The 26,173-nt window shown below is 65.8% G+C and carries 26 protein-coding genes and 1 pseudogene; 22 read left to right on the top strand and 5 right to left on the bottom strand.

The window, feature by feature from the left end; all coding sequences use genetic code 11:
- Positions 1 to 45 precede the first annotated feature (45 nt).
- Both ACYQ78_RS15745 and ACYQ78_RS15750 read left to right on the top strand, forming a co-directional pair.
- Positions 46 to 537 carry a CBS domain-containing protein gene (locus ACYQ78_RS15745; protein ID WP_459801563.1) on the top strand — a complete coding sequence of 164 codons (492 nt, stop codon included), beginning with the start codon at positions 46 to 48 and terminating at the stop codon, positions 535 to 537.
- 165 nt (positions 538 to 702) lie between these two features.
- The gene (locus ACYQ78_RS15750; protein ID WP_459801564.1) at positions 703 to 1,986 is read left to right on the top strand and encodes an ArsB/NhaD family transporter; all 1,284 of its coding nucleotides are present in this window, start codon (positions 703 to 705) and stop codon (positions 1,984 to 1,986) included.
- Here the strand turns inward: ACYQ78_RS15750 and ACYQ78_RS15755 are convergent, their stop codons facing one another.
- On the bottom strand, positions 1,987 to 3,126 hold the full coding sequence (locus ACYQ78_RS15755; protein WP_459801565.1) for an esterase-like activity of phytase family protein: 1,140 nt from the start codon (positions 3,124 to 3,126) through the stop codon (positions 1,987 to 1,989).
- A 257-nt stretch (positions 3,127 to 3,383) separates the two neighbouring features.
- Between ACYQ78_RS15755 and ACYQ78_RS15760 the strand changes: the two genes are divergently transcribed.
- Positions 3,384 to 5,294, top strand: a complete 1,911-nt coding sequence (locus ACYQ78_RS15760; protein ID WP_459801566.1) for an outer membrane protein assembly factor BamB family protein — start codon at positions 3,384 to 3,386, stop codon at positions 5,292 to 5,294.
- 33 nt (positions 5,295 to 5,327) lie between these two features.
- Here ACYQ78_RS15760 and ACYQ78_RS15765 read toward each other — a convergent pair whose 3' ends face one another.
- Together ACYQ78_RS15765 and ACYQ78_RS15770 are read right to left on the bottom strand one after the other, a co-directional pair.
- Positions 5,328 to 5,987 (bottom strand): potassium channel family protein, encoded by a 660-nt coding sequence (locus ACYQ78_RS15765; protein ID WP_459801567.1) that lies wholly within the window; start codon positions 5,985 to 5,987, stop codon positions 5,328 to 5,330.
- On the bottom strand, positions 5,980 to 7,344 hold the full coding sequence (locus ACYQ78_RS15770) for a TrkH family potassium uptake protein (RefSeq protein ID WP_459801568.1): 1,365 nt from the start codon (positions 7,342 to 7,344) through the stop codon (positions 5,980 to 5,982). Before ACYQ78_RS15770 ends, ACYQ78_RS15765 begins: the two co-directional genes overlap by 8 nt.
- A gap of 74 nt (positions 7,345 to 7,418) precedes the next feature.
- On the opposite strand from ACYQ78_RS15770, the gene ACYQ78_RS15775 reads away from it, so the two are divergent.
- On the top strand, positions 7,419 to 7,901 hold the full coding sequence (locus tag ACYQ78_RS15775; RefSeq protein WP_459801569.1) for a MarR family winged helix-turn-helix transcriptional regulator: 483 nt from the start codon (positions 7,419 to 7,421) through the stop codon (positions 7,899 to 7,901).
- On the opposite strand, the gene ACYQ78_RS15780 is transcribed toward ACYQ78_RS15775, so the two are convergent.
- Positions 7,869 to 10,046, bottom strand: a complete 2,178-nt coding sequence (locus tag ACYQ78_RS15780) for an LLM class flavin-dependent oxidoreductase (RefSeq protein ID WP_459801570.1) — start codon at positions 10,044 to 10,046, stop codon at positions 7,869 to 7,871. The genes ACYQ78_RS15775 and ACYQ78_RS15780 overlap by 33 nt on opposite strands.
- A gap of 113 nt (positions 10,047 to 10,159) precedes the next feature.
- Between ACYQ78_RS15780 and ACYQ78_RS15785 the strand changes: the two genes are divergently transcribed.
- A complete protein-coding gene (locus tag ACYQ78_RS15785) occupies positions 10,160 to 11,074 on the top strand; it encodes an AraC-like ligand-binding domain-containing protein (RefSeq protein ID WP_459801571.1) in 915 nt (304 codons plus the stop codon).
- On the opposite strand, the gene ACYQ78_RS15790 is transcribed toward ACYQ78_RS15785, so the two are convergent.
- Positions 11,004 to 13,055, bottom strand: a complete 2,052-nt coding sequence (locus ACYQ78_RS15790; RefSeq protein ID WP_459801572.1) for a sensor histidine kinase — start codon at positions 13,053 to 13,055, stop codon at positions 11,004 to 11,006. The genes ACYQ78_RS15785 and ACYQ78_RS15790 overlap by 71 nt on opposite strands.
- A gap of 37 nt (positions 13,056 to 13,092) precedes the next feature.
- Between ACYQ78_RS15790 and ACYQ78_RS15795 the strand changes: the two genes are divergently transcribed.
- From ACYQ78_RS15795 to ACYQ78_RS15875, 17 genes and pseudogenes are all read left to right on the top strand, one after another.
- Complete coding sequence (locus tag ACYQ78_RS15795; protein WP_459801573.1) at positions 13,093 to 14,010, top strand: BtrH N-terminal domain-containing protein; 918 nt, start codon at positions 13,093 to 13,095, stop codon at positions 14,008 to 14,010.
- 90 nt (positions 14,011 to 14,100) lie between these two features.
- On the top strand, positions 14,101 to 14,271 hold the full coding sequence (locus ACYQ78_RS15800) for a hypothetical protein (RefSeq protein WP_459801574.1): 171 nt from the start codon (positions 14,101 to 14,103) through the stop codon (positions 14,269 to 14,271).
- Positions 14,272 to 14,274: 3 nt separating this feature from the next.
- Positions 14,275 to 14,676 (top strand): gas vesicle protein GvpJ, encoded by a 402-nt coding sequence (gene gvpJ, locus ACYQ78_RS15805; RefSeq protein ID WP_459801575.1) that lies wholly within the window; start codon positions 14,275 to 14,277, stop codon positions 14,674 to 14,676.
- 1 nt (position 14,677) lies between these two features.
- Positions 14,678 to 15,430, top strand: a complete 753-nt coding sequence (locus tag ACYQ78_RS15810; RefSeq protein ID WP_459801576.1) for a GvpL/GvpF family gas vesicle protein — start codon at positions 14,678 to 14,680, stop codon at positions 15,428 to 15,430.
- Positions 15,430 to 15,657, top strand: a complete 228-nt coding sequence (locus ACYQ78_RS15815; protein WP_459801577.1) for a gas vesicle protein GvpG — start codon at positions 15,430 to 15,432, stop codon at positions 15,655 to 15,657. The genes ACYQ78_RS15810 and ACYQ78_RS15815 overlap by 1 nt, the downstream gene beginning before the upstream one ends.
- 3 nt (positions 15,658 to 15,660) lie before the next feature.
- Positions 15,661 to 15,918, top strand: coding sequence for a gas vesicle protein GvpO (gene gvpO, locus ACYQ78_RS15820; protein ID WP_459801578.1), 258 nt, complete (start codon positions 15,661 to 15,663; stop codon positions 15,916 to 15,918).
- A 4-nt stretch (positions 15,919 to 15,922) separates the two neighbouring features.
- Positions 15,923 to 16,255 carry a gas vesicle protein gene (locus ACYQ78_RS15825; RefSeq protein WP_459801579.1) on the top strand — a complete coding sequence of 111 codons (333 nt, stop codon included), beginning with the start codon at positions 15,923 to 15,925 and terminating at the stop codon, positions 16,253 to 16,255.
- Complete coding sequence (locus tag ACYQ78_RS15830) at positions 16,248 to 17,006, top strand: GvpL/GvpF family gas vesicle protein (RefSeq protein WP_459801580.1); 759 nt, start codon at positions 16,248 to 16,250, stop codon at positions 17,004 to 17,006. The genes ACYQ78_RS15825 and ACYQ78_RS15830 overlap by 8 nt, the downstream gene beginning before the upstream one ends.
- Positions 16,996 to 17,208: a gas vesicle protein gene (locus ACYQ78_RS15835; protein WP_459801581.1), complete on the top strand. Its 213-nt coding sequence runs from the start codon at positions 16,996 to 16,998 to the stop codon at positions 17,206 to 17,208. Before ACYQ78_RS15830 ends, ACYQ78_RS15835 begins: the two co-directional genes overlap by 11 nt.
- A gap of 23 nt (positions 17,209 to 17,231) precedes the next feature.
- Positions 17,232 to 17,501, top strand: a complete 270-nt coding sequence (locus tag ACYQ78_RS15840) for a gas vesicle protein K (RefSeq protein ID WP_459801582.1) — start codon at positions 17,232 to 17,234, stop codon at positions 17,499 to 17,501.
- 240 nt (positions 17,502 to 17,741) lie between these two features.
- Positions 17,742 to 18,176 carry a hypothetical protein gene (locus ACYQ78_RS15845; protein WP_459801583.1) on the top strand — a complete coding sequence of 145 codons (435 nt, stop codon included), beginning with the start codon at positions 17,742 to 17,744 and terminating at the stop codon, positions 18,174 to 18,176.
- Positions 18,166 to 19,371, top strand: a complete 1,206-nt coding sequence (locus ACYQ78_RS15850) for a hypothetical protein (protein WP_459801584.1) — start codon at positions 18,166 to 18,168, stop codon at positions 19,369 to 19,371. Before ACYQ78_RS15845 ends, ACYQ78_RS15850 begins: the two co-directional genes overlap by 11 nt.
- Before the next feature lie 30 nt (positions 19,372 to 19,401).
- Positions 19,402 to 20,001: a hypothetical protein gene (locus ACYQ78_RS15855; RefSeq protein ID WP_459801585.1), complete on the top strand. Its 600-nt coding sequence runs from the start codon at positions 19,402 to 19,404 to the stop codon at positions 19,999 to 20,001.
- A complete protein-coding gene (locus ACYQ78_RS15860) occupies positions 19,998 to 20,855 on the top strand; it encodes a hypothetical protein (RefSeq protein WP_459801586.1) in 858 nt (285 codons plus the stop codon). Before ACYQ78_RS15855 ends, ACYQ78_RS15860 begins: the two co-directional genes overlap by 4 nt.
- A 1,957-nt stretch (positions 20,856 to 22,812) precedes the next feature.
- Positions 22,813 to 23,340 (top strand): helix-turn-helix domain-containing protein, encoded by a 528-nt coding sequence (locus tag ACYQ78_RS15865; protein ID WP_459801587.1) that lies wholly within the window; start codon positions 22,813 to 22,815, stop codon positions 23,338 to 23,340.
- A 164-nt stretch (positions 23,341 to 23,504) separates the two neighbouring features.
- Positions 23,505 to 25,832: a DUF4145 domain-containing protein gene (locus tag ACYQ78_RS15870; protein ID WP_459801588.1), complete on the top strand. Its 2,328-nt coding sequence runs from the start codon at positions 23,505 to 23,507 to the stop codon at positions 25,830 to 25,832.
- A 150-nt stretch (positions 25,833 to 25,982) separates the two neighbouring features.
- Positions 25,983 to 26,168: pseudogene (locus tag ACYQ78_RS15875) on the top strand (transposase family protein); the annotation flags it as partial.
- Between the last annotated feature and the right edge of the window lie 5 nt (positions 26,169 to 26,173).

Raw genomic sequence — 26,173 nt, forward strand, 5'->3', positions numbered from 1 at the left:
CGGAAGGAAGACTGAAGGCGTTCCCAACTCCGGAGGTGACAGGCCGTGACCGAGACCTACACGACCTACCGTCCGGCGCGAGTGGATGGTGACATGCAAGCGCGCGACATCGCCGCGACCCTGCCGACCGTGACCTCGACCGACTCGGTCGTGCGCGCGGTCCGGATCATGGTCCTGAACCGGCTTCCCGGGCTCGTCGTGGTCGACGACCGGGGCCGACCCTGGACGGTCCTGCCCGGCACCCAGGTGCTCCGGCTGGCCATCCCGCTGAGCATCCATGAGGATCCCGCACTGGCGCGGACCCTGGACGAGGCCCACGCCGACGTGTTCTGGCAGGAACTCGGCAACCTGACCGTGGGTGACTGCCTGCCCAAACCGGTGGCCAAACCGGTCACCGTGCCCCTCGGGGCGACCCTGCTGGAGATCGCCGCACTGATGGCGCGGGCGCGCAGCCCGCTGGTGGCCGTCGTCGCCGACGACGGCACGCTTTTCGGCGCCATCACGCTCGAACGGCTGCTGATCAGCCTGTCGATCTGAGCTCGGGCCGCTCGCCAGGAGGCCTGTCAGCAGGGCGAGCGGCCCGACATTTCCGACTTGGGCGTCGGCGGTAGTGACTGTGCGGGCTGTCCACCGCCGGCGTCCAACCCCTCACTTGCTCGGAGGTCGTTTTCGCATGCCCACGATCCGACTGGTCAGGCCGGGATGAGCGCGATCCTCGCCTTCGGCGTCTTCGTGATCGCGTTCTTCTTCATCGCCACGGAGAAGGCCGACAAGGTCAAGGTCGTCCTGGTCGCCGCCGGAGTCATGACCGTCCTCGGTTTCGCGCCCGGAGCGGACGTCTTCTTCTCCGAGCACTCCGGCATCGACTGGAACGTCATCTTCCTGCTGCTCGGCATGATGGTGATCGTCGGCGTCATCAAACAGACCGGGCTGTTCGACTACCTGGCCATCTGGGCCGCGAAGAAATCACTCGGCCGGCCCTACCGGCTGATGGTGATGCTGATGGCCATCACGGCCGTCGCCTCGCCGTTCCTCGACAACGTCACCACGATCATGCTGGTCGCCCCGGTGACGGTGATGGTGTGCCAGCGGCTGCGCATTCCCGCCCAGCCCTACCTGATCGCCGAGATCCTGGCCTCGAACATCGGTGGCGCCGCCACCCTGATCGGCGATCCGCCGAACATCATCATCGGCAGCCGCGCGGGCCTGACGTTCAACGACTTCCTCATCCACATGGCCCCGGCCGTCGTGGTCATCTTCGCGGCGTTCGTGCTGCTCACGTACCCGCTGTTCCGCAAGTCCTTCGAATACCACCCGGAGCACGTCGCGGCCGTCATGGCCATGCAGGAGAAGCGCGCGATCACCGACAAGAAGCTGCTGGTCAAGTCGCTGGCGGTGCTCGGCGGCGTGGTCGTGGCCTTCGGGCTGCACGCGGTCTTCCACGTCCAGCCCTCGATCGTCGCGCTGGTCGGCGCCGGGGTCATGCTGCTGGTCACCAAGGCCGACCTGTCCGACGTGCTCAAAGAGGTCGAATGGCCCACGCTGGTCTTCTTCATGGGCCTGTTCGTGATGGTAGCCGGCCTCACCCACACCGGGGCGATCCGGACGATCGGCGAGTGGACCGTCGACCTGTTCGGCCAGAACCACTTCGCCGCCGCCACGTCACTGCTCTTCGGTTCGGCCGTCCTCGGCGCGTTCTTCGACAACATCCCGTACGTCGCCACCATGGCCCCCGTCGTCGAGGGCATGGCGGCCGCCGCCCCCGACCCGCAGACCTCGCAGGCCCTCTGGTGGTCGTTCGCCTTCGGCGCCGACTTCGGGGGCAACGGCACGGCGGTGGCGGCCAGCGCCAACGTCGTCGCCATCGGCATCGCCGCCCGTACGGGCAACGCGATCTCGTTCTGGCAGTTCACCCGCTACGGAATCGTGGTGACACTGCTCAGCACGACGATGGCGTGGGCGTACATCTGGCTGCGTTACTTCTGATCAGTGGCGGGGGCAGCCCTTGGCCGCGTACAGGAGGAACTGCGTCGACTCCTGGGCCGAGAAGTTGTCGTCGGAGCCGATGACCAGGGTGCACTCACCCGTCTTCAGCCTCGGGCCCCACGCCAGGCTCTCCAGGTTCTGGGTGGGCTCGGGCTGGTTGATGTCGAGCACCAGGCTCTTGCGGACCGGCTGGTAGAACATGCGCGTCATCAGGCTGTCGCGGCCCAGGATGTTGGTGGCGCCGCGCAGGTCGATCTCGTAGAGCCGCACGCGGTAGTTGACGCCCTCGATCCACGACCGCTCCAGCGCCAGGTAGCGGTGGTCGTCGATGGCCAGCAGTTCGGACACGCCGCTGTCGGTCGCGCCGGTCGGCGGGATCGGGGCGGCGGGCAGCTTCTCGATCGGGTAGGCGTACTGGGCGCGGACCCGGCCGTTGCGGTTCCACACCGTGATCCGCGCCGGGGCGCCCCCGTCGAGCGAGGGCGGGGCGCCGTCCTCGAAGCGCGGGCCCTCGACGATCGCGGCGATCCGGTGCTTGGTCAGCGTCAGGCCCTCGATGCCGAAGTTGCGGCGCGGCCCCCGGTTCTCACTGGTCAGCAGCAGGTTGTCGGGCAGGTGCAGCGCCCTGACGTGCTCGCCCTGCTTGGTGGCGAAACGGATGAACTGCTGCGACAGCGGGATCGCGGTGTTCTGCGGGTCGGGCCGGTCACCCTCGCTCGACCAGACCAGGCGCCGGGTCAGCGGGTCCCACCGGATGCTCTCGGGGTCGGCGGAATCGGGCTGGGCGTAGGCGGGGTAGGGCGTGCCGTCGGGCCGCTTCAGCGTGTACACGCTGTTGACGCTCACGCCGCGGAACTCGCCGGTCCGCTTGTTGATGTCGAGTTTGCCGGTGTAGAAACGGGCCGGCTGGTAGCGCCAGCGGTCGTCGGAGATGAAATACCAGGTTCCGGTGAACGGATCGCGGTCGATTCCGGACAGTCCGCCGAGCGTGGTGCCCTCGACCTGGGTCAGGTGCGGCAGTCGCTGCTCACCGAGGAACCGGGTGATCCGGAAATCCGGCCGGTCGGCGGCCAGCGCGGGCTGCGCCGTCCCTGCCAGCGCCAACGCCACCAGGGCGATCCGGGCAAGATGGTGTCGCACGATTCTCCTCGTCCCCCGAACAATTCGATCGGGGTTTATGAGATCGCTTCCGGAGCGCCAAGTCACGCGTGGAGATCCTGGGCGTGCTTACGCAATTTTCCGCATATCACGCAATCACCGAGTAGAACCTGAAACTTACACGGGACATCTTCTGCATACCGGGAGGAATCGCCGTCGGGTGAAAGTTTCAATTGGGCCGAAATTTCCGCCGGTTATCGTTCGCCGGTCCGTCCAGAAAAATCGGTTCAGGAGGCGGTGTGCGAAGTTTAACCAAAGTGATTTCGGCGGCCGTGGTACTCGCGGTGATCGTCACGACCCCCGCGAGCGCGGTCGACGACCCGCAGTGGTCGATGGGTGGCCAGAACATCAGCAACACCCGGTCCAATCCCACCGAGACCGCGCTCAGCACGACGACGGTCCCCGGGCTGCAACTCGCCTGGCAGTACACGACGAGAGGAGACGTGTCGGCGACGCCCGCTGTGGTCGACGGGGCCGTCTACTTCCCCGACTGGGGTGGCTACCTGCACAAGGTCGACGCCGCGACCGGCGCGGTGATCTGGTCGCGGTCGGTCGCCGCCTACGTCGGGGCCACCGGTACGGTCGTCTCCCGCACCAGCCCCGTCGTGGCCGGGAACACCGTGTTCATCGGCACCCAGACCGGCGCCCGGGTGCTGGCCGTCGACACCGCGAACGGCAACCTGCGGTGGAACGTCGCGGCCGACCCGCACCCTCGGGCCGTGCTCACCGGCGGCGCGGTCTACTACGACGGGGTGCTCTACCAGGGCGTCTCGTCGGACGAGTTCTCCCTGGCATCCGACACGGCATATGACTGCTGCACCTTCCGGGGCAGCGTCGTCGCGCTCGACGCGAGCACCGGGGCGCGGCGCTGGAAGTCGTACACCCTCCCCGACCAGGGGCCGGGCGGCGACGTCTTCAGCGGCGCGTCGGTCTGGGGCACGACGCCCAGCATCGACGTGGCGTCGAACTCGATCTTCGTCGGTACGGGACAGAACTACTCGATCCCGAACAGCGTCCGCCAGTGCCAGAACAACGGCGGCACCCCCCAGCAGTGCATGCCGGCCTGGAACGCCAAGGACTCCATCGTCGCGATGGACCTGACCACCGGCGCCATCAAATGGAACACGGGACCGGCCAGGTTCGACGAGTGGAACTTCGCCTGCCTGCCCGGCTTCCCGCCCAACAACTGCCCCAACCCCGGCCCCGACCACGACACCGGCGACGGCACCCACCTCTACGACCTCAACGGCCGCCGCGCCGTGGGCGCCGGCCAGAAGAGCGGCGAGTTCTGGATGCTCGACGCGGTGACCGGTGCCATCATCTGGTCGGCCTCGGTCGGCCCGGGTTCCACCCAAGGTGGTATCCAGTGGGGCACCGCCACCGACGGCCGTCGTGTCTTCTTCACGTCGAGCAACGCCGGGAACCTGCCGCACACGCTGCCGAACGGCCAGACCATCAACTACAGCTCGTTCGGCGCGCTCGACGCGGTGACGGGCCAGCTGCTGTGGCAGGTCCCCGAACCCCGGGGAGGCCGGTCGATCGGCCCGGTGACCTACGCAAATGGGGTCCTGTACGTGGGCTCCATGAACAACTGGATGTACGCCCTCGACGCCAATAACGGACGCGTGCTCTGGGAGTACCAGGGCGCGGGTTCGTCGAACGGCGGCGCGGCCATTGCAGGAGGCCGCGTGTACTGGGGCAACGGCTATTCACGTGGTGGCACGGCCAGCACGAGGTTCTATTCGTTCCGGCTGCCGAATACGAGCCCGTCGCCGTCGCCGTCGCCGTCGCCGTCGCTCAGCCCTTCGCCTTCACCCTCTCCTTCACCCAGTCCGACGCCACCTCCGGGTCCGTGTAGTGCCACCTACCGGGTCATCTCGCAGTGGCCGGGCGGGTTCCAGGCCGAGGTCACCGTGAGGGCCGTCTCCCGGGTCACCGCGTGGTCGGTGCGCTGGGCGTTCCCCAACGGCCAGGCCATCACCCAGATCTGGAGCGGCACGCAGACCACCAGCGGTGGCAACGTCACCGTCCGCAACGTCAACTACAACGGCACGATCAACGCCGGTGCCACGACCACGTTCGGCTTCCTCGGCAGCTGGAACGGCACCACCAACGGAGTCCCGGCCTCGCTCACCTGCACGAGCCCGTAGGACCCGGGTCGGGAGGTGCTCCCCCTCCCGATCTCATGGCAGTTCCGCGAACCGCTCCACGTCGTCGGTTCGCCCGGAGATGAGGATCACGTCGCCGTAGGACAGTTCGGTGTCCGCGGTCGCGTACGTGAAATCCTGGTCGGGGCTCTTCACGGCCACCACCGTGACTCCATATTTGCGCCGCAGGTTCGACTCGCCCAGCGGCTTCCCGACGTACTCGCGCGGCGGCCGGGTCTTGCAGAGCGCGAAGTCGTCGTCGACCTGCATGTAGTCGAGCATCCGCCCGCTCACCAGCCGCGCCACCCGCTCGCCCATGTCGTTGTCGGGGAACACCACGTGGTGCACGCCGATGCGCCGCAGGATCTGGCCGTGCTGCTTGCTGATGGCCTTGGCCCAGATGTCCTCGATCTCCATCTCCACCAGCAGCGACGCCGTGAGGATGCTCGCCTCCAGGCCGGTGCCGATGGCCACGACGGCCCGGTAGAAGTCGGGCACGCCCAGCTGTTTCAGCGCTTCGAGGTCGGTCGCGTCGGCGGTGGCCACGTGGGTGATGTGCCCGGCCAGGTGTTGCACGGTCTTGGAATTGCTGTCGATGGCCAGGACCTCGGTACCGCGCCGGGTGAGTTCGAGAGCCAGCGAGCTCCCGAAGCGGCCCAGCCCGATGATCACGACGGCGTCGCTCTTGTCAGCCAACGATCACACGCTCCTCGGGGAGTTCGTAGCGGCGGGTGCGTTCCTTCAGCGCCAGCGCCGATCCAAGAGTGAGGGGCCCGATGCGCCCGATGAACATCAGGACCAGCAGCAGGATCTGCCCCGCCTGCGGCAGGTCAGCCGTGATGCCGGTCGACAGCCCGACCACGCCGGTGGCCGACACGACCTCGAACAGCACCCGCTCCAGCTCGTGGGGGCTGATGAGCAGCAGCAGGTACGTCGACACGACCACCAGCGCCGCGCTCATCGCCGTGATGACGACCGCCTGCCGCTGCACCGACGACGACAGCCGCCGGTGGCCGACGTTCACGTGGTTCTCGCCGCGCATCTCGGCCCACACGATGAGCACGATCAGCCCGAACGTGGTCACCTTGATGCCCCCGGCGGTGCCGGCGCTGCCGCCGCCGATGAACATGAGCAGTTCGGTCACGAGCCAGCTCGACGGCTCCATCGAGGCGATGTCGATGCTGTTGAACCCGCCCGACCGGGGCATCACGGCGGTGAAGAACGCCACCAGCAGCTTGCCCGGGTCGTCGATCGCGCCGAGCGTCTTGGGGTTGTGCCATTCGACCGACAGGAAGACGAGCGTGCCGCCGGCCAGCAGGATCGTCGTCATGAACATGGTCACCCGGGTCAGCACCGACCATTTGCGGGGGTGGCGCCACAGTCGTACGAGCTCGAAGATGACCGGGAACCCCACGCCGCCGACGATGACCGCGATCGCGATGGTCAGGCAGATCCACGGATCGGTGGCGAACCGCATGAGACCGTCGGGCCACAGGGCGAACCCGGCGTTGTTGAACGCGGAGATCGCGTGGAAGAAGCCCAGGTAGGCGCCGCGCCAGAACGGTTCGCCGTAGCCGATGATGAACCGGCCCGTCAGGATCGTGCCCGCGACCACCTCGCAGAAGAGGCTGAACAGCACGACGTTGCGGACCACCCGCCGCACGTCGCTCATGTTCATCGCGCGGGTCTCGACCTGGGCGATCATCTGGGTGCGCAGCTTCAGCCGCCGCGCGATCAGCACCGTGAACAGCGTGGCCAGGGTCATGATGCCGAGGCCGCCCATCTTGATGAGCACCGCGATCACGATCTCGCCGAACACCGACCAGTGGGCCGCGGTGTCGACCATCGTCAGCCCGGTCACGCAGGCCGCCGAGGTGGCCGTGAACAGGGCCGGCATCAGCCCGGGGGAGGTCCCCGACGTCGTGGCGATCGGCAGCGACAGCAGCAGCGTGCCGACCAGGATCGCGAACCCGAACCCGCCGACGACGACGCGTGCGGGATGGTGGAAGATCGACGGACGGCGGACGCGCCGCGCCGTGGTTAACCCTGCCATTGGAGAAAACGCCTCCGCGAGCGCGCGAGATCGGGCCCCACGGTAACAGCAATGACCAGGTTAGGGTGGATCGCATGGCTCCCCGGCATGCCGCCAACTTCGGCTGGTCCATCAGCATGGTCCTGCGCCGCTGGCAGGAGTTCGCCGAGGAGGCGTTCCGCGACCTTCCCCATGGCAGCCGGGGTTTCCACCTGCTGTCGGTGGTCGTCCACGAAGACGTCCCGACCCAGGGCGCGCTCGCGACCCGGCTGTCGGTCGACCGGACCGTCCTGACCTATGTCATCGACGACCTCGAGAAGGCCGGCCTGATCGAGCGGCAGCTCGACCCCCGCGACCGCCGTGCGCGCCGGATCGTGGCGACCGAGAAGGGCCGCAAGGTCCAGGCCGAGGGCGAGGAACGCATGGCCGACGCCGAGGCTCACGTGCTCGGCGGTCTCCCGGAAGACCAGCGGGAGGCCTTCCGCGAGTTCGCCGGGCGGGCCGCGGAAGCGATCTTCAACGCGGCCCCCGGCACCGATCCCTGTCTAGCGGCCGAGAGCGTCCTGCCGCCCAAGTGAGAAGTTCCGGTCGAAGACGTTCTCGGGGTCGTATTTCGCCTTGAGTTCGCGCAGCCGTCCGAGCGTCGGCTCGGGCCAGGCGTCGAGCAGCCGGTCGGGCGAGGTGTCGGTCTCGAAGCTGAGATACATCCCGTCGACCTGGGGCCGGAACTCCTCCCACAGCTTGTCGAGCCGCTCCGCGTTCTGTGGCGCGGTGGCCGCGATGACGGAGAAGTTCTGGCTGCGGTGCGGGTAGGCGGTGGCGTCGCTCGGCACGTCGTTGACCGCGCCGCCCACCGATCTGGCCTGGACGACCATCACGTCACCCGAATGCACCATCGTGGCCAGGCTCGCGGCGGCCTCCTTGGTCAGGTGGTGCAGCAGCCCGCTTCTGGTGTCCGCCAGCCCTTGACCGCGATGACGGTTGTGAGGCGGGGCGACCGTGGCGGCGTACGGAACGACCTGAGCCTGCGCGTCGAGGATCGGCCCCAGTTCCAGGAAGGGCGTCAGCGCCCGCTGCGCGGCCTCGACGTCGTCGTCGGCCCACACGATCGTCACCTGCGCGACCGGCCCGGAGAAGATCGACAGGAAGCTCGTCAGCTCGCGCGGCGACCGTTCGACCAGGTCGCCCCAGCGTTCCAGCAGCGTGGCGGTGTCCTTGGCGTCGACGACGAGCACGGCGTGCACGACGTTCGCCACCTCGTAGGCCTCCAGCTCCAGCGCGGTGACCACGCCGAAGTTCCCGCCCGCGCCCCTGATCGCCCAGAACAGGTCGGGATGGTGCTCGGCGTCGGTCCGCAGGAACGAGCCGTCGGCCAGCACGATCTCCGCCGCCACCACGTGGTCGATGGTGAGCCCGTACTTGCGGGCCAGGTAGCCGACCCCGCCGGTCGTCCCGAGCCCGCCGACCCCGACGTCGCCGTAGTCGCCGGAACTCATCGCCAGCCCGTGGGGCGCCAATCGAGCCGCGACGTCACCCCAGCGGGCGCCGGGTTCGAGCCGGATCCGCCGCGTCTCCCGGTCGAGCACCTCGACCCTGTCGAGCCGCCCGAGGTCGATGACGATCCCGCCGTCGTTGGTGGACCGGCCGCTCAGCCCGTGCCCGCCGCTCCGGATGGACAGCGGTCCGTCCTGTGTACGCGCATACGTCACCGCCTCCGCCACCTCCTCGGCGTTCCCCGGCCGCAGCACCAGCGCGGGCGACCCCCGGTAGCTGTAGGAGTGCCGCACCTTCTCGTACTCGGAGTGCCCCGGATCGACCGCCCGTGCGGCGAGCCGTGGCGACAGCCCGTCGAAGGGCCTCCTCTCCCGGGCCACGGCCTCCCGCAGCGCGGGCGCGACCTCCTGCCCGAACATCTGGATGAGCCGGGGGTCGTCCCGCCCGATCAGGAACGCGGAGAACCCCTCCTCCAGCACGTACGGCAGCAGTTCGTCGACCCACGCCTCGACCGGCCGCCGGTCGTCGAACTGGAACAGGTTCAGCAGCCGCCGGATCTCCCGGGGATCGCGCCCGGCTTCGAGCGCAGCCTCGTCGATGAGCCGGTTGGCCGTCACCCGGTCGGGCGTCTGGATGTACTCACGCGTGGGCAGCCACCCGTCGGCCTTCCGCCCGGTGAGCGCGAGCATTTTCGGCTTGTACGACCCCAGCCAGATCGGGATGTCGTGCGCGGGCGCCGGCCCCCGTTTCATCCCGTTCACGGAGTAGAACCGTCCGGGGATGCGGAGCCCGCCGGGCGTTTCGACGTCCCAGACCCCGCGGATGATGTCGATCGCCTCGCTCAGCGCCTCGACCCCCTCGCCGGGGGTGAGCCTGCGCCCGCCCATGGCGTGCACCGCGTCGAGGAAGGCGCCCGCCCCGAGCCCGAGCTCGAACCGCCCGTGCGAGAGCAGGTCGAGCCCCGCGGCCGAGCGGGCCAGGTGGGCGGGGTTGCGCAAGGGCAGGTTGAGCACGTTGCCGGAGACCCGCAGCCGTTCCGTGCGGGCGGCGACCCAGCTCAGCAGGGTCCAGGTGTCGAGGAAACCCGGGTTGTAGGGGTGGTCCTGGAAGGTCGCCAGGTCGAGCCCGGCCGCCTCGGACAGCTCGGCCAGCGCCACGACCCGGTCGGGGTCTTCGGCGGTGGGGGTGAGGAAGGACCCGAACAGCAGCTCGTGCCCATAGTCGGGCATGACCGCTCTCCAATCGTCAGCAGAACAGATGTGTTGTGCCACAACTGTTTGGTGCTGCCAATGTATTCCAGGGTCGTGGGATCTGACATATGGTCCAAAAGGTGCAGACCTCTGTGATCCGGTTAGACCACTTACCGGCCTGCGAACGCTTCGAATTCTGGTGGGAGGCCGTAGGACAGTCGGTGGTGTCGGTGGACGCCGCCAGCGAGTACGCGTCCGACTTCTGGGCCGAGATGACCGCCGTCGACCTCGGCCTGATCCAGGTCTCCCGAGTGCGCTCCGCGCCGTTCGAGGCCCGCCGGACCGTCCGGCGCATCCGCCAGTCGGACCCCGAGTTCTACCAGCTCAACTACACCGTGATGGGAAGGTCGGGCCTCGACCAGAACGACCGCGAGAGCTCCCTGGGCCGGGGCGATTTCGTCCTGTACGACACCTCACGCCCCTTCCGCGCCTGGTCGGGCGCGGCTTCGGGAGACGCCCACGGCATCGTCGTCCAGTTCCCGCACCGAGCCCTGCCCCTGCCGCCGGGCACCGTCGACCACCTGCTGTCGACCCGGATCCCCGGCATGGGCACCCTGCTCGCCAACCTGCTCCTGCGCCTGGCCGACCAGGGCACCCGGCCCCGGCTGACCCCGACCATCCTCGAACTGATCACCGCCCTGCTGGCCGACCGGGCGGGCATCACGCCACCGGGCCCGGTCCCCCTGATCCAGGTCCAGGCCTTCATCGAGGACAACCTCCCCGACCCCGGTCTGTCTCCCGCCGTCGTGGCGCACGCCCACCACATGTCGCTGCGGCACCTGCAGCGGTTGTTCGAACGCCAGGGGCTGTCGGCGGCGACGTGGATCCGGGAACGGCGACTGGCCCGGGCGCGGCGGGACCTGGCGGATCCCCGGTATGCGCGGCAGGCGGTCCGGGCGATCGGGGCGCGGTGGGGGTTCCACAACGACGCGCACTTCAACAGGACGTTCCGGACGGCGTTCGGGGTGTCGCCGGGGGCGTACCGGGCGGGCCAGCGTCAGGCGTAGGTCCCCATCTGCGGGAATCCGGTAACACCACCTCGACGGTCGTGCCCTCGCCGGGCCTTCCGGTGATGAGGCAGAGGCCGCCCAGCTCCGCCGTGCGCTCGCGCATGGAGGCCAGGCCGACGCCCGCCCGGCGCTCGCGCGGCAGCCCCACCCCGTCGTCGGCGATCACCAGGCGCAGGGCCTCGGCGTCGCGGCGCAGTTCGACCCGCACGTGGGTGGCTCTCGCATGCCTCCGGACGTTGGTCAGCGCCTCCTGCGCGATCCGGTAGGCGGCCACCTCGACGGCGGCCGGCAGGTCGGCCAGGTCGCCGTCGACGTGGACCTCGGTGCCCGGAACGGCCAGCGCTTCGATGGCGGCGGCCAGGCCGAGGTCGTCGAGGGCGGGGGGACGCAGGCCGTACACGAGCTCCTGGATGTCGCCGGTGACGGCGTCCATGCCGGAATGGAGGTCGCGGAGCAGGCCGTCGGCCTGTTCGGGGGAGGTGGTCAGGCTGAGGCGGGCGATGTTGATGCTCATGGCCATGCTGCTGATCGACTGGCCGAGGCCGTCGTGCAGGTCGCGGCGCAACCTCCGGCGCTCCTCCTCCTGGGCGGTCAGGATGCGCTCGCGGGAGCGCTGGAGGTCGGCGGTCAGGCGCAGGGCGTGGGCGACGTCGGCGGCGTAGGGGATCAACGTGGCCAGCACCCGCTCGTCGTGGGCCGCCGGGAAGCGGCGCGGGTTGGGCGGGCCGACGAGCAGCCGCCCCACCTTCTCGCCGTGCCAGACCAGCGGGACCTCGCGCGGGGAGTCGCCGACCTGGCCGCTGACCTGCTGGGCCGGTTCGCCGCCGATCACCTCGACCATGATCCCCTGGACGGCCAGGCCCTCGCGCAGCACCCCGATCACCGAGGCCAGCGCCTGCGCCGGATCTCCCTGGCGCATCTCGTGGACGAGCCGGTCGGCGAGCACCCGGGTGTCGCCGACCGGGCCGTAGAGCAGCCGGTCGATGGCCCGCTGGAGCGTCCGGCGGAGCGGCTGGAAGAAGGCGCCCGTGAACAGGGCGGCCGCGAGCCCGGCCACCTGCCCGAACCCGGAGACCAGCAGGCTCGACAGCGCGCCGACCCCGAAGTAGACGCCACCGACCACGGCCAGCAGCCCGGCGGCCACGAAGGCGCGGCTGATGATGGTGTCGATGTCGTACAGGCGATAGCGCATGATCGAGAAGAGCATCGCGACGGGGATGACGGCGGCCCAGACGACCGACACCCAGTAGAACTCGGTCGAGACGACACCCGAGATCATGAACACGAGATAGGCGGCGAACGCCACCAGCGGCCAGCCGATCTGCCGTCGCCCGACCGGGTCGGCCCGGCGGAACCGCAGCAGCAGCGAGCCCGCCGCGATCGGGATCGTGACCAGGATGCCCGTCCAGGCGATCGTCTGGATCGTGGCGTCATAGGGCGCCAGCGCGGTGATCTGCAGCGGATTGTGGATGACGCCGGGCAGCACGTATCCCTCGACGGGCGGATCGGGCCGCACGAACTGGCGCACCATCTCGCCCCAGATGAAGAACCCGCCCAGCACGACCAGCACCCGCCAGCGCTTCGACGGCAGCCGCCCGTCGGGCGAGTAGAGGGGGAGCAGGATCTCCAGCGCGAACGAGCACACCGCCCAGCCGACGTGCGAGACCGGCCGCAGGAACTCCGCCGTCCCGTAGTCGCCGCGGGCCTGCGCCGCGAGCGCCGCCGCCTGGCCGAAGCTGTAGACGGCGCCGCCGAGCCCGCCCGCCGACATCAGCCAGGCCAGCTTGAGCCGGGGGTTGTGCGCGAGGAGGAACGCGCCGACGGCGGGGAAGGTCAGCCCCGCCACCGTCAGCGGCGAGAACATCCCCGGCAGGCGCCACTCGTCGGGCAGCCCGATCATGATCACCGTGGCCGCGACCGCGAGCACCGGAGAGACGACGGCGATCAGGAAGGCGGCCACCCGGGCTGCTCCCGTCATGGACTCTCCCCCCGTGTCAGGCCGCACGCTTGTTCGCATGCATCATTGTGAGACGACGACGTTGGCGACGTTGCTGCGGCATGAAGGTCTCGATCTTCCCGAATCCCTGCTCTTCGGCCTCGGCGGGGGGCTGTCCTTCATCTACTGGGACGCCAGGGCGATGGCCTTCCCCTTCCTCGGCGGCCGTGTGAAGCCGTTCGAACTCACCCGCAACCTGACCGCCAGGCTCGGCCTGGACCTGCGGGTCGAGGAGACCACCTCCCCGCGACGAGCCTGGCGGAACGTGGCCGACGTCGTCGACTCGGGCCGCCCGGTCGGGCTCCAGCTCGACAGCTTCCACCTGGAGTACTTCCAGACGAAAGTGCACTTCGGCGGCCACGTCGTCGCGATGTACGGCTACGACGACAATGACGTACAGCTGATCGACACGGTTCAGCAGGGCGGCGCCGTACACACCAGCAGAGAGAGCCTGGCCAGGGCCCGCGCCGAGCGCGGCCCGATGACCGCGCGGAACCGGTCGTTCACCATCACCGTGCCTCCGCGCTCTCCGAGGTGGCAGGACCAGCTCGTCCCGGCGATCCGCGACTGCGCCGAGGCGTTCCTCGCCGCGCCCATCGCGAACCTGGGCCATCGCGGCATCGAGAAGGCCGCCAAAAAGGTGCCCAAATGGGAGCTGAGCGCAGACGACCTGTCGACCATCGCCCTCCTCATGGAAAAGGGCGGCACCGGCGGAGCCCTTTTCCGCGTGCTTTACCGCGACTTTCTCGGCGAATGCGCCGAGCTCATCGACGACGCGAAACTCCGGGCCGCCCACGCGCTCTACGCCGAGGCCGCGACCCTGTGGACCTGCGTTTCCGCATCGATCGCCGCAGGAAATCTCGATGAGGCCGGGGCCATTCTCCTGAGCCTTTCCCGAATCGAGAGAAACGCCATGGAAGCACTGAGGCGGGTATAACGGCCGTCAAGTTTGTTCCTTGTGTACGAATATGTGGTTACTCGTCCGGTTCGGGGGGAGGGAGGGCCTGTTCGGGAAGGGATGAGCGCGATGGCCACAGCGGTACCGCCACTCGAACGGCTCCTCCGGGAACTGCGCGACCTCCTGGAAGCCTTCGCCGAGCGCCCCATCAGACGAGAGCGCGTCGTCATCCGTGAACGGCCGCAGGCGAACGTCGAACGGCCGGTACGACGCCTCAACCGACCCACCAAGGAGAGGTAACCCATGACGGTGCAGCCCGTGGGAAGCCGTCCGGGAGGCGGAGTGCAGAACCGCTCATCCGGAGGAGGCAGCCTGGCCGACGTCATCGACACGATCCTCGACAAGGGTCTGGTCATCGACGCCTACGTCAGCGTCTCGCTGATCGGCATCGAGATCCTCAGCATCGACGCCCGGATCGTCGTGGCCAGCGTGGACACGTATCTGCGCTTCGCCGAGGCGACCAACCGGCTCGACCTCGCCAAGTCCAAGCCCGGCCTGCCCGACGTCGTGGCGGGCGCGATGGGCGGCGGTCAGCCGGCGGCTCCACCTCTTGAGGAACCGGCCAAGGACCGCAGCGCCCTGGAGTCGGCCGGAGACAAGCTCAACGACTTCGCCGTCCCGCGTCAGAGCAGGCAGGAGAGCTGAGATGGAGCAGTCCGGGACCTACATCTACGGCGTCGTCCCCGAGGACATCGAGATCGACGAGAAGGCCCAGGGCGTGGGCGACGCGCCGATCGCGTCGATCCGGCACGGCAAGATCGCCGCCCTGGTCAGTGACATCGGCATGAGCCGCCCGCTGGGCACCCCTCAGGACCTGCGCGCCCACGAGCAACTCCTCAACGCCACCGCCGCCGAGGTGCCCGTGCTGCCGATCCGCTTCGGCGCCGTGGTGGCCGGTCGCGACGCCGTGGTCGAGGAGTTCCTGGCCCCGTACCACGACGACTTCGTCGCCGCCCTCTCGGAACTGGACGGCCGCGCCCAGTTCGTCATCAAGGGAAGGTTCGACGAGGGCACCGTCCTCAGCGAGATCCTGGCCGAGAACCCGGAAGCGGCCCAGCTCCGCGACGAGATCGCGCAGTTGCCGGAAGACGCCTCCCGCGACCACCGCATCCGGCTGGGCGAGATCATCAACAACTCGATCGAGGCCAAACGCGACGCCGACACCGCCGCGATGTGGGACGAGGTCGAACCGGTCACCGTCATGGCGACCGTCCGCCCGCCGTCCCACGAGCTGGACGCCGTCCACCTGGCCGTGCTGGTGGAGAACACCCGCCAGCACGAACTGGAGCAGGCCGTCGAGAGCCTGGGCCAGAAGTGGACCGGCCAGGTCGAACTGCGCCTGCTCGGCCCGATGGCGCCCTACGACTTCATCGTCTCGCAGGACCAGGACGCCGAGTGATGGGCCTGATCACCGCCTTCCTGTTCCCGGTCAAAGGCGTGATCAGGCTGGGCGAACTGCTCCGCGACGAGGCCGAACGCACGATGTCCGACCCGACGGTGGCGAGAAGGGAGCTGGAGCAGATCGAGGCGGCCCAGGCCGCGGGCGAACTGACCGAGGAGGAGGCGTCCGAGGCCATGACCGAGGTCCTGCACCGGATGATGCCACCCGACCAGGAAGGAGACTGACCCATGGGCGCCCTGACGGCCGTCACCGCAGGCGAGGCCGGGGTGAAGCAGATCGTCGGCCTGACCTCGAAGGAGGCCGAGGGCGTCACCCTGGTCGAACCGGCCGATGAGGGCTGGGTGGTGGTCGTCGAGGTCGTCGAGGACCGCCGCATCCCGTCGTCCGGCGACATCCTGGCGCTCTACGAGGCCGATCTCGACGGGGAGGGCAATCTGCTGGCGTACCGGAGAAAGGCAAGGTACCGGCGAGGCAGCGGGGGGTAGCGAGATGACGGACGGCAGATACGCACCGGCCGTACGCCCGGGCTCCCCTCCCGCGCAGGCGCGGAGGGAGCCCGCCAACCTCGGCGACATCCTGGAACGCGTCCTCGACAGAGGCGTGGTGATCGCCGGCGACATCAAGGTCAACCTGCTCGACATCGAACTGCTGACCATCAAACTCCGCCTGGTGATCGCCTCGGTCGACACCGCGAAGGAGATGGGCATCGACTGGTGGGAACACGACCCGTGGCTCACCGGCGACAGCAAGGCCCTCCAGGACGAGAACCGCCGCCTCAGAGCCCGCCTGAACGCCCTGGAATCCGGAGACCGTGATGACTGACACCGGAACCTACCTGTACGCGGTCACTGAAGAGTCCCCGCCTGTTCCGAACCTGCGGGGCGTCGCGGGAACGCCGGTGCGCACCATCCCGTGCGCCGGCCTGATCGCCTACGTGAGCACGGTCTCCCTGGACGAGTTCGGCGCCGAACCCCTGAAACGTTCGATGGAGAACCTGGAGTGGCTCGGGCAGACCGCCGGCGCACACCACGACGTGGTCGAGGAAGTGGCCGAACGACTGCCGACCGCCCCGGTCCGCCTGGTAACGGTGTACCGGGGAGACGAGCAGGTCAGAGAGCTCCTACGGGAGAGACACGACGATTTCGTGGACGTGCTCGACCACGTGGCCGGCCGTCGAGAGTGGGGCGTGAAAGCCTACGTCGACCTGACGGTCGAGACCACCGACGTGACCGCAGGTGGCGGCGGCCCCGGGACGGCCTACCTCAAGAAGCGCCAGGCGGGGCTGCGAAGCCGGGAGGAGGCCTGGCGGGCGGCCGTGGGCCAGGCCGAGCGACTCCACGACATCCTGTCGTCCGTGGCCGTGGCCAGCCACCGCCATCGCGCCCAGGACCCGGAACTGTCCGGACGCAAGGAGCCGATGATCCTCAACGGGGCCTACCTGGTCGAGCTGGACCGGGACGGGGAGTTCACCCGGGCGGTCGAGGGGTTGCGGGGCGAGGGGGTCGACGTCGAACTCACGGGCCCCTGGGCGCCCTACTCCTTCAGCGATTTGGAGGTGCGCGGTGACGGTTGAGACGCCCCGAGGGGCCGCACTCGCCGAGCAGGGGCGGCTGCCCTCTGAGCGGGTGGCACTGGTCGACCTGCTGGATCGGCTGCTGGCGGGCGGGGTGGTGGTCAGCGGGGACCTGGTCCTGTCCATCGCCGACATCGATCTCGTACGGATTTCGCTGCGGGTTCTGATCATGTCGGTACGGGAGAACCTGGGGGAGCCGTGACAGAACCGGTCCGGACGACCCGCATGCGGATCGAAACCGACTCCGAGGCGATGGAACGGGATCTGTCGCGGCTGGTGCTGACGCTGGTGGAACTGGTTCGGCAGCTGGTGGAGCGTCAGGCGATCCGGCGTATGGAACAGACGGATCTGACGGACGAGCAGGTCGAGACGCTCGGGTTGACCTTGATGAGGCTGGAAGAGGCCATGGAAGAGGTCTGCGAACGCTTCGGCCTGTCTCCAGCGGAACTGAACCTCGACCTGGGCCCTCTGGGCACCCTCCTACCGGAGAACTGAAGAACCTTTATCGCTATGTCTTTTATTGGGATTTTCGGCTGGCAGTAACCTGTTGGCACTCGTACCTGCAGGCCAAGATGTTGGCAATTCATATAGCGAGCCAATTTGGACGAAGGTAGATAGTTCTCGCTTCTCGCTCTTTAAAATGATTCACTGGTTGCGTTGACGATCCGCTTACACAGTGAACACTGTTCGCGACTGAACGTGTTATCGATATGTCCGGCGAACAAGGGAAACGTGATGGACGCTACTGTGCTGGCCGCCTTAGCGGGTGCCTTGGGCGCTGGAGTGGTAGAGGCCATGGCGACAGATGCCTGGCAGGCGGTGCGGGGACGCGTCGTGCGGATAGTCGGGCGCGGCAGCCAGGCAAGAGAAGAAGAAGCAGCCGTGACATTGGAGGCCGGGCGGGCCACCCTCCTGGCCGCCGACGATTCGGACCTGCGTGCATCGCTCATGCGGTCGATGTCGGCGGAATGGACAAACAATATAAAAGTGATATTGATTGCGGACCCGGCTTTGGTTGCCGATGTCAAGAGCGCGGTGAGGTTCATTGAGCTAACATTGCGTGCGCCAGGCGGCGCGGTTACGCAGAGCGTCATTTCTGGACGAGATGCGTTCACCGCCGGAGGCGATCAGCACATCAATATAAACTCCCGAGAAGACCATGAGCGTTGACCCTCAAGTCCGTCCATCGGAATCTCCGTCGAGGATCGACCAACTGATCCTTGCCAGGCGAGACGCCTTCGCGGCGGCCCGCGACATGTACTTAACGGTGGTGCTCGGCGCCAACGTGAATGTTGACTCTGCAGGGGCGGAGGGCTTTGACCGAACCCGGCCGGTGTTCATTCAATACATGAACCCCGAAGTCCTCGCGTGTTATGGCTTCAGGGTCAACGGAGACCGCTGGTCTGTCATATTGAAGAACGCGCTGTCGGCGACGCGGGTCGCTCTCCTCGTGACGGATCGCTATCTTGTTCTGCCGTCCTCGTACATTTTTGAGATCTCATGGTTCGACAGGTTCTTAGCCTCTACGGAGCCTTTGGTCACGGCTGGGCATATTCGGTACACCTCGCCCGTCTCTGATCTGGCGGAGTACCGAAACATCAAGACATACGAGTATCGACACGACCCCGTCAACCCGTATCGATCCTTCGACTCCGCGAGCCTGACCAGGCATGGTCAGCTCACCTGGACGCCGAGACACGGCAGATCAACGGCCACGGACATCGCCGGTGAGTGGAGAGGGGCGCTCGCTCCAGGGAAGGCTCTTCATCCTCTCGTGCGAGGTATCTCCGAGCGGGCCAACCGCAGATATGGACGCGTGGAACGCGACCTGGCGAAGGCGCCTGAACGGCTGTCCGGCCAAGCATTCATCCAACGATTCGTAGAGAGTGTGCTCCCGTCCCGGATCACGGGAGCCGAATCCAGCTCGCTGGCGTTCTTCCTTTCCGCTGCATACCTGGAGAGCTACATCGTTGACCTCAACGCGACGATGCTTGTGGATTTCCCCTTCGGGGATCTCTCCTGCGGAGTTCGTCAGAGTTATCCCCGGACCAAGAGCCGACTCGCCTCCGCACAGGTCGTGAATGAAGCTCTGCAGATGCTGTGGATCCATGACTACATCCACAAGCAGGCATCGTGGGACGAGCTTCTAAAACTCCGATCGTCGCTGGAATTTCAAGTCGTTCTGGCGGCGATTTCGGAAGGGGTCACGCTGGGCCTGAGATTGGCGGTGGTGGTCACCCGGCGAAGCGCGCATTTTCGGATCGCCACGTCCTACGAACAGGTCGGCGTGAACGTTGCTATGGTCGCCGAACAGTTGGCGGCGTTCGCAGATCATTCGGGAAGCGCCGCCGGCAAAAATGGGTAAGTCCCTGGATCGACGCTTTTGGAGGCCAAGATGGTGTTGTCTGTCTACTGCTCCGGTTCCATCATGAAAGGTGCATCGGACGAGAAGAAACTGTGCTGGAGCGATCTGGAAAGGGCGGAGGTGAGCAAGGGCGCGGCACCCTATGAGATCGTATTCCTCAATCCCGACGATCCCATCACCGATCCAAGTAACACCGTCGGCCAATTCGGCCGGGACATGTACCAAGTTATGATGTCGACCGCCGTGATAGTGGATGCCCGGGAGCGCCGCGGCTTGGGCATCGGGGTCGAGATGGCCGCGGCGGCCGCGTTCGGAACCCCTGTCATCGTCGTCGCTCCCCGTAATTCCAAATATCGCTCTGATGTCGTCGAGTACAGGGGTGCGACGGTGGTCGACTATATTCACCCCCACGTTCATTCGCTGGCCGCGGCCGTCGTAGAGGACTTCATCGACGCCGGCGAGGCCTTGAAGAAGCAAAAGAGGAGAGACGGTCACCATCGGCATTCAGTACCGCCGGGCTGGCTCGATCGCGCGATAACCGAGTACACGACGAATGTGCTTCCAGATGACGCGCCGATGCTGAATGCGCTGCGGAGGATGGGCTCCGACCCGCGCGTGGGGCGTAGATGATCCTGCAGGTGGAGGGAAGCGAGGCGGAGTTACACGAGATCGAAGGCGTGAAAATCTACGTCGTTCGCAACCGGCCTCTGGAGCAGATGCTCTTCGACAGGAATCTCATCGGAAGCGATTTCCGTGAAACCTGCCTCGAGTCCAGCAGATTCTTCGTGCGCCATCTCGAAGACGAGTTCGCGGCGGGAGATGCCGCCGAGCTGATCATCCTGAGCAAAGGTCTCGTTTATCAGCTTTCGCAGGCCGTTTCGCAGGAATTGGGATTCAACCTTCCGACGAACCTGGTGGCCACATCCAGGGTCGACGTCTCCGGTGACTCGGCGAAAATCTCCGTCGCCTATTCTCAGATGGAAAGCCCGGCGCGAACGCTACTCATCGGGGACACCGTGGCTTCCGGGGGAACCATCATCGAGGCCATCAGAACCTATCTCGAGAGGCATGACCTCGAGCGCCTGTACGTGCTCTCATATGCCGGTGCGGGTATAGGCGCGCAGCGCATCGCCAGGTTCTGCGCTGAGAACGCCATTGAATGCACCTTCCTCTTCGGCTTGGGTATCTTCGGGCTCGGCGACAACGGATTCGATCTTTCGTTCCTTCATCCGGACACCGTCGCTAGCACGAAGTACAAAGAAGATGCTCACATCCAGTTCTCGGGGAAGCCGGCGTCTGCCGTGGGCTGGGATTTCGGATCTCAAGCGATGGCACCCGAGAAGTACCGTCACCTGTGCTGGATCGAAGCGGAAGTCTGGGGCCTCCAGGGGGCGGCCTGTTTCGCGGTAGCCACGAAGCCGCCTCATCTCAACGATCTCATGCACGAGCGGCCCGCCTACGCTCGTCGATATTCCGGCTTCTGACCCTTTGGTAGGCAGATCACGTCCAAACGGGCGGCGTCGCGTCGTTGAGGCCGGCATTCGGTAACGGCGGGGCGTCGCCTCATGGAGGTTCTGGGGCTGTAGCCGAGGACCTGTCGCCGCACAACGAAAAAATCCTGGCCACTTTTCAGAGCGATCAGGATCTCATGTGTGTCCGGGGGGACTTGAACCGTTCGCCTAACTGCTTGACCAGCGAGAACGCTGGCTTCCGCTGGACTGATACCACGTCTCCGATTGAGCTGGAGCTGAGGAACGAAGACCCCGACCCGCCGATCACCCCTGGTCACCTACAGCGCTCAACTCCCGTCAGGCGATCATGAGGGCTGTACTGGTGGCCAAGGTAACCAAGTTTGGCAGACTTCGGCCGTGTCCCTGTGACCTGCTGCACTGTGGTTAGGGCTCATCATGTCCGAGTATCGCGACTGTATTCTTTTCAGCGATCGCCCCTACCGGGTCTCGCGCCGTCTCGAACCCAGCGAGATCAGGCAGATTCCTCTGTATTCAGCAACATCGGCAAAGTCACCCCATGAAGAACTGGGATGAGGGTGGGTTTGTGGAGTAGCGCCCCTAGTTCGCGCTCTGTCCAGGATCGCCCCGTGAAGTAAGCAGCTGTGAGCAGAACCACGCCCGCGTGCGCCTGCTTTAGATCAACTTCCATCTGAAGAGTATCGGCAAGTTGACGCTCTTTCGTCGTGGAGCGGACGCTCAGGCGCAAATGTGCCTGTTGGATTTAGCGGTTTAGATCGTCGGCCAATCGCTGGTTATGGCGCGCAGCTGCACGATTATGTTCATCCGCTTTCCGGTTGTAGTCCGAGATCACCTTCTGGTTGTGCTGCTGGACTTTCCGGTTATACTGATCAACTTCGCGCTGCAGCTTTCCTCTGCTCGCTTGACCTCCTGGTCGATCTTCCGCTGAGCCTCCCTGAGCTGCCGCCGAAAGGCGTTCGCGTCGAATCCCTTAGCCATCATCAAGCCTCTTTCGCGCCTCTGGCCCTACCTGTCTTAAGTCAAAGAGCATGCTAGAGCCACCCACCGACAGAACGTCAGGCACTCGCACTACCTTACGCCAAGCACTCCAGCGGGGATGGTTCAAACACAAAGGGCTGGCCCTCTGCATGGGGATCGACCCTTCGGTCTGCCTCTCTGAGTCTAGTCAGATGCCATAGATATTCATGGTTTCGTGTGGAGTTCACAACTCTCTGCTGTGGATAACCGCGTGGACAACCTGTGGACTATTGGCGATTTAATGTGGGACAGGCTTATGGATAACCTCATCGTCCTCCATGTTTCCGCAGGCAGGGGGCTTGGAGATCTTCTTTTGAGGAAAGTTTATGGGGGTGCCTACTCTCGCGACAGCAAGTTCCACGAAAACCGCATTCTAGGAACTTTGCCACTCGGCTTAGGGTGCGAGAAGGGTGTACACGCCCGATCTTTCAACGTGTGCGTCTTAGGCGCGCGTTATCCACATAACGTCATGCAGGACCCCAGAGCTCATCGCTAGCCACGTAGCGAGGCGCCATTTTCCCTCTGCTCCCGTTAGCTGCCATCTCCGGGACTGTCGGGCAGGTTCTGTCAAGGATGGCTTCGCGTGTCCCTTCGCCGGTGACCTTCCGCCTGCGCTGGTTGTCCTGCCCGCACAGCCGTCCTTGACGGGTTCTGCCTGCCCCGGATAATAGGGCAGCGGGTACGGGGGTTATGGCGGGAAGGCGGCGGGCCGACCTACGGCGCGTTTGTTCAGCAATGGCGGATGCGCAGGTCGGTGGACGGCCCGGGCGCTGTCGGCCGGGACCGGCCCCTAGACCGCACGCCCGGTCGGCGGACGGCAGAGGGCCGAATACGGCGGCGCGGCGCGCCGCAGTCTTGATCCACACAAACGGCAATGTAAGCGGCCGCTCTGTTGTCCTGTCCCGGGGCATGCTTGACACATCAGTCCCAGGACATGCTTGACAGGTGCCGTTGTCGGCCGACCCTTCGTGCGTCCTTTGCAGGTGGCGTGCGGTGGGAGGTCGGGATTGGCCCTGGTCGATTTGTCGGTTGTCGAGCAGCGTTATCGAGCGGTCCTGGCGGTTCTCGCAGGCAGGGGTGTGAGCAAGACGGCCGCCGGGGTGGGGTGTCGCGGCATACGCTGCATTCCTGGCTGCGCCGTTATCGGGAATCGGGTCTGGCGGGGCTGGCCGATCGGTCCCGTCGTCCGCTGTGCTCGCCGTCGCGGTTATCCGCCCAGGTGGAGGCGGTGGTGTGTGAGCTGCGGCGGGAGCATCTGCGGTGGGGCTCGGGTCGGCTGGTGCGCGAGGCCGCCCGTCTGGGGGTGGATCCTCCGCCGTCGCGGATGGCGGTCTATCGTGCGCTTGTGCGCCATGGCCTGATCAGTCCCCGCGCTGGCACAAGCGGCGGGAGGACTATCTGCGGTGGGAACGGCCGGCGCCGATGCAGTTGTGGCAGATGGACATCGTCGGCGGGGCTTTGAGCGCATGAACCCAACAGATCACCCTGTCCAGCCATTACAACGTCTCTAGGTGGCGCAGGGACTTGTCGAAGAATGTGATGAATTGGGTCTGCCGAGGCAGGTGAGTTAAGTGTTATGTTATCCCGTTATGCATGACTCGCGGCGGGGGCAAGATGGCTGGGCAGGTGGACGACGAATGGCGGGCGCGCCGGTCGTTGAACTTCGGATTCCTTCTAGCTATGAGCCCGAACATCGCGGGGGCTGGCGCGGATGCGGAACGAACAATCTACATCGCTCCGCATCTCTCTCTGACATCCGCACGAACCTTTTGTGATCTGATCACCAGTGAGATGGTGAGGCATTTTGGTATCCAGGATCACCAGAATCTCAGCGTCAAGATTAGGAATTTAGAGCAATCTGGCTGGGTTCCCCAGTTGATCACTAATGGTCTTAAACGTGTCCGAACAGAGGGAAACGAGAGTGTTCACAAGCGTGCTGGTCTGGTATCGGAAGCCCGGGATCGCGTAGAAATTTGCTTCCACATTGGTGACTGGTTTATGCGTGAGGTCGCTGGTACGGGCAGCCTTCGAATGTTCGCCGCTCCCAGTGAGGCTTTTTGTGAGGAGTGGCACCGAGAGTTAGCGGCTCGCGGTCCTGCAAAGGATGCCTGTGAAATCTCCGGATGGCTCGTGGTCGATGGAGCATCGTGGTCGCTTGGGCGACGCCACGTGGTCTGGGATGCGCAACTTCACGACGGTAACTTGGTCCACGCGCTCCTGATTGATGGTTTGGTCGTCGGAGCGCTCACCCTCGATGGCGGTTTTGACCCCGGTCGAGCGGAACTCAGATTCGCTGACCCAGCACTAAGTTCACGGCCTGGAACGGTTCCAGCACCTTATCGATTTCGCTGGATGAGGAACTCGATCGAATTAACCGATCTTATGGAAGAGCATGGGCGGCCACATTGCATCGCGCATATGGTGGGGCCTGAGGAACTCAATCGCCGACTTCACGAGGCCGCTAATCATCGAGTGCGGCCGACGCTCTCATCGCGAATTGCTAGAGTCGAGATCGACGGCGCTTTTGCGCATCTCGCTCAGTATGAGGAAGATATCCTGGCCGAGGTAGCCAAAGAACTTGGCGAGGGCAATGATCGTGTTCTCGTCCAGACTACATCGTCGCTGAGCGCGCGCGCGCTCCTGACCGCACTGGTTGATACCTTGCTGCGCGAAGCCCATGCCTTTCGCGTGCTCATCGTCACTGAGAATGGCAGGGCATATAGCGAGATAGCCGCCCAGGTGCGCATGTCGGTTTTCCGTAGCGAGCCAGTCTTGTCTCAATATTTCGTAGTCCAAGAACTCTTTCCGGATGGGCTCCGAGAAGAGTCCGACGTCGTCGTGGCCACCGCCGATAGACTCAGCAAGGTACTGGGTGCCAAGATAGCTGGATCCACGCATCTGGGATTTCGGGCGGCTCTCCCCGCGGACGCTTTCTCCGTCGTAGTGATCGATGATGGGGAAGGAGATTGGTTCGCCAAAATGCGTCCGATGCTTCAGTACTTCAGCGGACCCGTCGTTGGCTTCACCTCGGCTGCGGTTGTCCCCGCAGGCGCCGAGGAATTTTTCGGGACGAAGCCTGTCGCCGTCTTCACCCACCTCGATGCCGTCGTGGCGGACACTCAGCTCGATTTTGATCTGCACCGCATCCGCACGGAGTCGTCTGACGAAGTGAAGGAGCTGAGGAAGCGTTTGATGAGCGATATTTTTCCGTACCACCCACATGAGCCAAAGACTCTGATCTTCGCGCGAAGTCCGCGCCACGCGGAAGAGGTCTTCCAGGCCATATGCGCCGCCTATGCTGACAAGCACGACGGCTTTGCGGTCAAACTCGCGCTGGGGGATCCGCAAGGCGTAACCGACTTTCGTACCGGCTCGACGGCTCGAATCGCGGTTGTTGAAGTTAAGGCAGCGAAAGCCCTGGACATACCGGTGACCGAGTGTCTGGTCTTTCTGCATCATGTGAACGATCCATGGACGCTTGGCAAGCTACTCGGCATCGGGGCGGCTCCTGTGGGAGTCACCGACCTACGTCGTGTTACCGACACCGCAGCGAAGACCCACTTCGTGGTCGTCGACGCGACGCCGACCGATATGATCAATAACCCCGTTATCCAAGCAATGCGCATCCCCCGAGATGAAAGGCTTGACTTCACTGCCTTGCTGGTAGGAATGGATTGGATGAGACCCTCGGCTTTCGATCTCGGTGGTCTGGCGTCAGGGCTTTCTCGTATGGGCCACCGACTATCGCACAGCCAGCGGGTTCGGCTGGAGGAAGCGACGGGCATGCCGCTCAAGGAAGTCCTCGACCTTCTAATCACGGCAGCACGTCGGGCTGGGCGAGGTACTCATCAAGAACGCGACCGGCAGGTCCGTGTGGTCCAGAAGCTTGGTCAGAATCGAGAGTGGCTGATCAAACTGGTCGAAGACCCCGATGCGCCAGGGCCGACGGTCTAAATAATCACTGAGCCCTTTCCATCGTGACGGTGCTGGTCACAGGAAGCGCTGGAGTAGGGGTTGAGGTCGGATTGAGGCTCCCGGTATGATGGCGGCCGACCAAGATCCGATGCCCCAACCGGGAGCCTCGTTGCTGTCCTACGTGCCGCGATTCCGCTGTCGAACCGTACCCTGGCCCGCCTGGCCGACCTGATCCGCGCCCGCCGTGCCGAACGCCGCTGCCGATGTCGGCGCCTGAGCGCCGGACGGCAAGCCCTGCTGGTACTCGCCCACCTGCGCAACGGCGACACCTACACGCGCCTGGCCTCGGGGTTCTCCATCGGCACCGCCACCGCCTGATG

Source organism: Herbidospora sp. RD11066 (genome assembly GCF_054661255.1).